Here is a 6201-nt window from a genome sequence, read left to right on the forward strand (position 1 = left end):
TACTTAATTAAACGAGTTGCTATTCAGACATAAAAAAACCTGCTTCTAAGCAGGTTTTTTTATGTCTGAATTTAATACTCAATTAGCTATTTGATTCAGCGAATTCTTTACACGCAGCAGTGTCTTCACATTCACCGTATAGGTAAAGAGAGTGGTTTGTTAGTTTGATGCCATTCTCTTTGGCGATCTCTTCTTGACGACGTTCGATAGTGTCGTCTTCAAACTCAACAACCTTACCACATTTAAGGCAAACTAAATGATCATGGTGAGTGCTACCCGATAATTCAAATACTGATTTTCCGCCTTCGAAGTGGTGGCGAGATACAATACCTGCATCATCAAATTGATTTAGAACACGGTAGACAGTTGCAAGACCAATCTCTTCGCCTTTGTCTAAAAGAATTTTATAGACATCTTCAGCGCTGATGTGTTGGTTGTCTGGAGATTGTAAAATCTCTAAAATTTTAATACGAGGCAGTGTTACTTTTAACCCTGCTTTTTTTAATTCCAAGTTGTGATCAGTCATTCAATCTGTCTCAATTTTATTTAGTTATACTAGGCATCATTAAGATGCACACGACACATTAGCAACTGTTAGAATAACGTGCCTAGTTACTAAGTGCAAAGAACAATTCGTCTTGTTGCTGTTTTTTTGAACAAAAATGAACTGGTTGTGCATCTTTACATCAGCTAGTAAATGCGAGTAGTACTTGTTATTAATCAGCAAGTTCTGCTAAACACATTTCTTCATAAACCTGAGCACACCAGTCTTTAACACGCTTTTCTGTAAGTTCTGGTTGACGGTCTTCATCAATACCTAAGCCAACAAAATTGCTGTCATCTATAAGAGCTTTTGATGCTTCAAAGTCATAACCTTCTGTAGACCAATGACCAACAACGATTGCACCACGCTCAGTTACGATATCGTTGATCATACCCATTGCATCTAAGAAGTATTCAGCATAGTCTTCTTGGTCACCGCAGCCGAAGATAGCTACTAGTTTACCTTCAAAGTCAACTTCTTCTAATTCAGGGAAGAAGTCATCCCAGTCACATTGAGCTTCACCGTAGTACCAAGTTGGAATACCGAATAACAATAAATCGAATTCAGCAATCTCTTCTTTTGAACTTTTTGCAATGTCATGAACTGCAACTAGCTTTTTACCTAATTCCTTTTGAATCATTTTAGCTACGTGTTCAGTATTGCCTGTGTCACTTCCGAAAAAAATACCTACGCTTGACATGGATTTAAAACCTTCTATCTATCAATAGCCAATCTTTCTTGTAAAATTGTTTCAATCAACGCGCTACGGCTAATATTCTGCGCATCTGCCATATCGCTTAATGCTTGATATAACTGTGATGAAACCTTAAATTCTACACGCTTTAAACCACGTGCTTTATCTCGCTTTATTTGATTACGTTTATTTACTTTTAATTGCATGTCACGAGGTAGGGGATTCGTTTTAGGTCTACCTGGACGTTTTTCGTATTCAAATAAATCGGGTGTTGTTCTATCTGTTTCTGACTTTGCCATGTCTAGCCCACACCTGCGCCTTGCCAGAAGACTTGAATAAGCCCTTTCGCTATAAACCCAGAACAGCCTAAAAATAGCACTAACCAAACGATGTATCGGCCAAATCGTGGTACATCACCTTTTTTAAGGACATCTTGAATTGCCATTCCAATAAAAAAGAAAATACCAGCTAAGCCAAAATACAACCCTAAGGTATCAAATTCGTTAATTAACTGACTGACCATCAACGTATAAACCTTTAAATTAAACGGCGCGTACTATAGCACAAAAATTTGTAATAATTTAGTGCGCACGATCAAAAACAGCGAATTTTATCAGCGCAATTATTGTGCTAAAAAATCACTGATTGCTTTATTAACGGCAAGTGGTTTTTGCGCATGTAGCCAATGACCTGCACCATGAATAATTTTTGCTTTAGCATTAGGAAATAAAGCCATAATTGCGGGTCGATGCTCAGCTAAAATGTAATCTGAATCATTACCTTTGATGAACAAAGTATCACATAAACAAGAATCATTTTCACCAACTCGCGCTAAAATATTTTCATACTGCTGATATAAAACCGCTAAATTAAAGCGCCATTGGTATTTGCCTTCGTCATTCTTAGCAAAACTTTTCAATAAAAACTGACGGACACCCATCTCATCAATGTGTTTTGCAAGAATCTCATCAGCGGTTTTTCTATCAGTTACATTTGACTCTGCCACCTCATTGAGGCCTGAAAAAATAGCGCTATGACGGGGGGCATTGGCAACAGGAGAAATGTCTAACACCACAAGTTTATCGATGAGCGACGGATGATTAAGTGCTAATTGCATGGCAACTTTACCACCCATTGAATGCCCAATGATGTGAGCCTTACTTATATTTAAATGTTTTAGTAATTCACTAACATCATTAGCCATTGCGTGATAATTCATTGTATCACTGTGAAAAGATCTACCGTGGTTACGTAAATCAATATTGGTAACCCGGTAATTTTCAGCTAAGGCTTTTGCAATTACATTGAGGTTTTCAAGCGAGCCAAACAAACCATGGATCAATACAACGTCTGAACCTTGACCCAATTGTTGGTAGTTTAATAGCATTTTCAACTCCTAATTTTAATGGCAGTATTTTGCCTAGTGAAATTACAAAATGCAAAACATAGAGAATTGCTGCGAGCTTAGGTATAATCATTGAGAACTTTTAAAATGTGACCCGTAAAGACAGGAATAACATGAAAAAAATCGACATAGACGACGAGTTATATCAATACATTGCAAGCAACACGCAAAGTATTGGTGAAAGTGCATCAACCATTTTACGTCGTTTATTAAACCTCTCTGATGGCGCCAATGCCCCAGTTGAAACAACTACTAAAACTGAACAAGAACACCCAGTTGTTGAAGTAAAAGAAGAAGCAAAACAAGAATCAAGTCTCGAACCAAGCGACGAAAATGTTGACGAGGCTGCTGAAACTGTCACAGCATCGACACAAGTGAAAGGTAATGTGTTTAATGTATTAAACAAAGAAGAGCTAGCAATGCAAAAAGGTGTTGTTGGTCGATTCTTATTTATACTTGCTGCTTTATACAGAACGCATAAGAAAGATTTTGCTAACGTACTTGAAATTAAAGGCCGTGACCGTGTTTATTTTGCTACAAGCAAAGAAGCACTTCTTGAAAGCGGTAGCAGCATGAATCCAAAAAATATCACTGATACTGAGTATTGGGTGATGACAAATTCAAATACAACCAGAAAAAAAATGATGCTTCACGAAGTGGCACTGTGCTTAGGCTATAGCGCGGATGAAGCAGAAAAAATTCGTGATTACTTATAATCCATAAGGAAATAATATGGCGATTCATCCTGATGCAGGTAAACCTGCACCGCAATCAAGCTTAGTGAATGTACCAAAACTGATCTCGGCTTATTACTTAAATGAACCTGATCTGGAACAAAATCCAGAGCACTGTGTTGCTTTTGGTACTTCTGGCCATCGTGGTTGTTCGTTCGATGTAAAATTTAATGAATCGCATATTTTAGCGATCACACAAGCAATTTGTGATTACCGTAAAGAAAATAACATTTTTGGCCCACTATTCCTTGGTAAAGATACCCATGCATTGAGTGAAGCCGCTTTTAACTCTGCAATTGAAGTACTTGTTGCAAACGAAGTACAAGTCATCGCACAAGAAAATGATGATTACACACCAACTCCTGTAATCAGTCATGCTGTTGTTTGTCATAATAAAGAAAACCCAAATGAATTAGCAGATGGGATTGTTGTAACACCTTCACATAACCCGCCAGAAGACGGTGGCTTTAAATACAACCCACCAAACGGTGGCCCTGCTGACACTGATGTGACTAAATGGATTGAAGACAGAGCGAATCAATTACTTTTAGAAGATTTAGTTGAAGTAGAGTTATTCCCTTATGCTAAAGCATCACGCTCGGGCTTTATTAAGTACCAAGATTTAATTACACCATACGTAGATGATTTAGTTAACATCGTTAATTTAAAAGCAATCAGCGATGCAAAAATCAAAATAGGTGTGGATCCTTTAGGTGGTTCAGGTATCAATTTTTGGCCTGTAATTGCAGAAAAATATAATTTAGACATAACGGTCGTAAATAAGTCTGTTGATCCAACGTTCTCGTTCATGCCTTTAGATAAAGATGGCAAAATTCGTATGGATTGTTCATCTCCTTATGCAATGACTAACCTTATTGCGCTAAAAGATGACTATGATATCGGTATTGGAAATGACCCAGATTACGACCGTCACGGTATAGTGACACCTGATGGTTTAATGAACCCAAATCACTTTTTAGCAGTTGCAATTGACTATTTATTAAATAACCGTAACTGGTCAAAAGATGTTGCTATTGGCAAAACCCTAGTATCTAGCGGCATGATTGATAAAGTGGTTACTCGAAATAACCGTGAAGTAAAAGAAGTACCTGTAGGCTTTAAATGGTTTGTTGAAGGTCTAAGCAAAGGTACTCTCGCTTTTGGTGGTGAAGAAAGTGCAGGGGCGTCTTTTTTACGCTTCGATGGTACCGTGTGGAACACTGATAAAGATGGCTTTATTTTAGGCTTACTAGCTGCTGAGATTTTAGCGGTAACGGGTAAAACACCGTCACAGCTTTATAAAGAGCTTGAACAAGAGTTCGGTGCACCTATTTACAAGCGTATTGATGCCCCCGCTGATGCGCAGCAAAAATCACGTTTAAAAGCGTTATCAGCAGACGATGTAAAAGCAAACACGTTAGCAGGCGATGCAATTACACAGAAGCTAACCCATGCACCGGGTAATAATGCGGCTATTGGTGGTTTGAAGGTTGTTACCGAAAACGGTTGGTTCGCTGCTCGTCCATCGGGCACTGAAGACATTTATAAAATTTACCTTGAATCATTCAAAGGTGAAGAGCATCTAGCATTATTAGAAAAAGAAGCGAAAAAGCTGGTTGATTCAGTAATTAGCTAAATTCTTTTTTACCCTTTAAAACGGCTGAGATTCTCAGCCGTTTTTGTATTCTACTCTCACGTATTTTTAGGATAGAACTATGAGCTATTCAACTCCTTCATATCTCCAAAAATTAAAAAGTACTGGCGACTTTTTAACACTAACCCGAAACAATGAATTTTCACTAGATTCTTGTGTTTTTAACCTTGAAAACGGCACTGATGTTACAGTTCACGATACTGGCATCATAGAGTTTCAACCAAAAGAGCAAACAAACAAAGATATTGTACTTTCGAGTGCGGTGCACGGTAACGAAACAGCACCAATTGAAATCTGTGACCAATTAATCAAGGCAATCATTACACAAGAACTTGTACTTAAACAGCGTGTATTGTTTATTTTTGGTAATCCAAAATCGATAAATATCGGTAAACGCTTTGTTGATGAAAACTTAAATCGTTTATTTAATGGTCATCACACTGTTGAGGGGGTTGATTCAAATCCTGAGCGAGTTCGTGCAAAGCTACTTGAAGATGTAGTTTCTGATTTCTTTGCAAGAGGCAACCAAGGTAGTGAACGTTTTCATTATGACCTACATACTGCAATTCGAGGCTCTAAAAATGAAAAGTTCGCTGTGTATCCATTCTTACATGGTAAACCTTGGAAAAAATCACAGCTGCAATTCTTACTTAGCTGTGGTGTAAACACTGTATTAATGATGAAATCAGCGGCAACAACTTTTAGCTACTACTCATCGTTTGTACATGGTGCTGATTCATTTACCGTAGAGCTTGGTCAAGTAAAGCCATTTGGCGAAAATGATATGTCACGATTTGAGAAAACCAAACAAACATTAATTGCATTAATTAGTCAGGAAACTGTTAATTACAAAGAATTTAATGCAGGGGATTTTGAGTTGTTTTCAGTTTATAGAACAATAAACCGTACTTGCGAAGATTTTAGTTTCCCATTTGCTGATGATGTCGAAAATTTCACCGGTTTTGCAAAGGGGGATTTATTAGCAACTGATGGTCAGACCAGATATGAAGCGGAAGTGGACGGCGAAGCTATTATCTTCCCAAATGCTGATGTAGCCTTAGGTCAACGTGCTTTACTTACAGTTGTACCAATGCAAGTTGATAGCAACTTTATTTAAAATCTCTGCATTATCACCCGCCGATTTTTAGTTAACTATATGATAATAAAGAA

Annotated in this window: 8 protein-coding genes; 3 read left to right on the forward strand and 5 right to left on the reverse strand. The window is 37.6% G+C overall.

Annotated elements, in window-relative coordinates; genetic code table 11:
• Positions 1–82: 82 nt before the first annotated feature.
• The 5 genes from fur to L1D46_RS19310 all read right to left on the reverse strand — a co-directional run bounded on the left by fur (position 83) and on the right by L1D46_RS19310 (position 2625).
• A complete protein-coding gene (gene fur, locus L1D46_RS19290; protein ID WP_130051555.1) occupies positions 83–526 on the reverse strand; it encodes a ferric iron uptake transcriptional regulator in 444 nt (147 codons plus the stop codon).
• Between the two features lie 190 nt (positions 527–716).
• Positions 717–1244, reverse strand: a complete 528-nt coding sequence (fldA, locus tag L1D46_RS19295; RefSeq protein WP_130051554.1) for a flavodoxin FldA — start codon at positions 1242–1244, stop codon at positions 717–719.
• Positions 1245–1258: 14 nt separating this feature from the next.
• Positions 1259–1537, reverse strand: coding sequence for a LexA regulated protein (gene ybfE, locus L1D46_RS19300; RefSeq protein WP_004586673.1), 279 nt, complete (start codon positions 1535–1537; stop codon positions 1259–1261).
• 2 nt (positions 1538–1539) lie between these two features.
• Positions 1540–1761, reverse strand: a complete 222-nt coding sequence (locus L1D46_RS19305) for a DUF2788 domain-containing protein (protein ID WP_036968243.1) — start codon at positions 1759–1761, stop codon at positions 1540–1542.
• Between the two features lie 99 nt (positions 1762–1860).
• On the reverse strand, positions 1861–2625 hold the full coding sequence (locus L1D46_RS19310; RefSeq protein WP_167657708.1) for an alpha/beta fold hydrolase: 765 nt from the start codon (positions 2623–2625) through the stop codon (positions 1861–1863).
• A gap of 131 nt (positions 2626–2756) precedes the next feature.
• Between L1D46_RS19310 and seqA the strand changes: the two genes are divergently transcribed.
• The 3 genes from seqA (at position 2757) to astE (ending at position 6148) form a co-directional block, all read left to right on the forward strand.
• Complete coding sequence (gene seqA, locus L1D46_RS19315; protein WP_167657707.1) at positions 2757–3359, forward strand: replication initiation negative regulator SeqA; 603 nt, start codon at positions 2757–2759, stop codon at positions 3357–3359.
• A gap of 16 nt (positions 3360–3375) precedes the next feature.
• Positions 3376–5013 carry a phosphoglucomutase (alpha-D-glucose-1,6-bisphosphate-dependent) gene (pgm, locus tag L1D46_RS19320; protein WP_239978062.1) on the forward strand — a complete coding sequence of 546 codons (1638 nt, stop codon included), beginning with the start codon at positions 3376–3378 and terminating at the stop codon, positions 5011–5013.
• A 79-nt stretch (positions 5014–5092) separates the two neighbouring features.
• Positions 5093–6148 (forward strand): succinylglutamate desuccinylase, encoded by a 1056-nt coding sequence (gene astE / locus L1D46_RS19325; RefSeq protein ID WP_239978063.1) that lies wholly within the window; start codon positions 5093–5095, stop codon positions 6146–6148.
• The last annotated feature ends 53 nt before the right edge of the window (positions 6149–6201 follow it).

The organism is Pseudoalteromonas sp. Isolate3 (assembly GCF_022398505.1).
GTDB classification, from domain to species: domain Bacteria; phylum Pseudomonadota; class Gammaproteobacteria; order Enterobacterales; family Alteromonadaceae; genus Pseudoalteromonas; species Pseudoalteromonas apostichopi.

Coding starts and splice junctions, on each gene's coding strand:
- fur (WP_130051555.1), bottom strand. CDS start 526: ATGACTGATCACAACTTGGAATTAAAAAAAGCAGGGTTAAAAGTAACA.
- fldA (WP_130051554.1), bottom strand. CDS start 1,244: ATGTCAAGCGTAGGTATTTTTTTCGGAAGTGACACAGGCAATACTGAA.
- ybfE (WP_004586673.1), bottom strand. CDS start 1,537: ATGGCAAAGTCAGAAACAGATAGAACAACACCCGATTTATTTGAATAC.
- L1D46_RS19305 (WP_036968243.1), bottom strand. CDS start 1,761: ATGGTCAGTCAGTTAATTAACGAATTTGATACCTTAGGGTTGTATTTT.
- L1D46_RS19310 (WP_167657708.1), bottom strand. CDS start 2,625: ATGCTATTAAACTACCAACAATTGGGTCAAGGTTCAGACGTTGTATTG.
- seqA (WP_167657707.1), top strand. CDS start 2,757: ATGAAAAAAATCGACATAGACGACGAGTTATATCAATACATTGCAAGC.
- pgm (WP_239978062.1), top strand. CDS start 3,376: ATGGCGATTCATCCTGATGCAGGTAAACCTGCACCGCAATCAAGCTTA.
- astE (WP_239978063.1), top strand. CDS start 5,093: ATGAGCTATTCAACTCCTTCATATCTCCAAAAATTAAAAAGTACTGGC.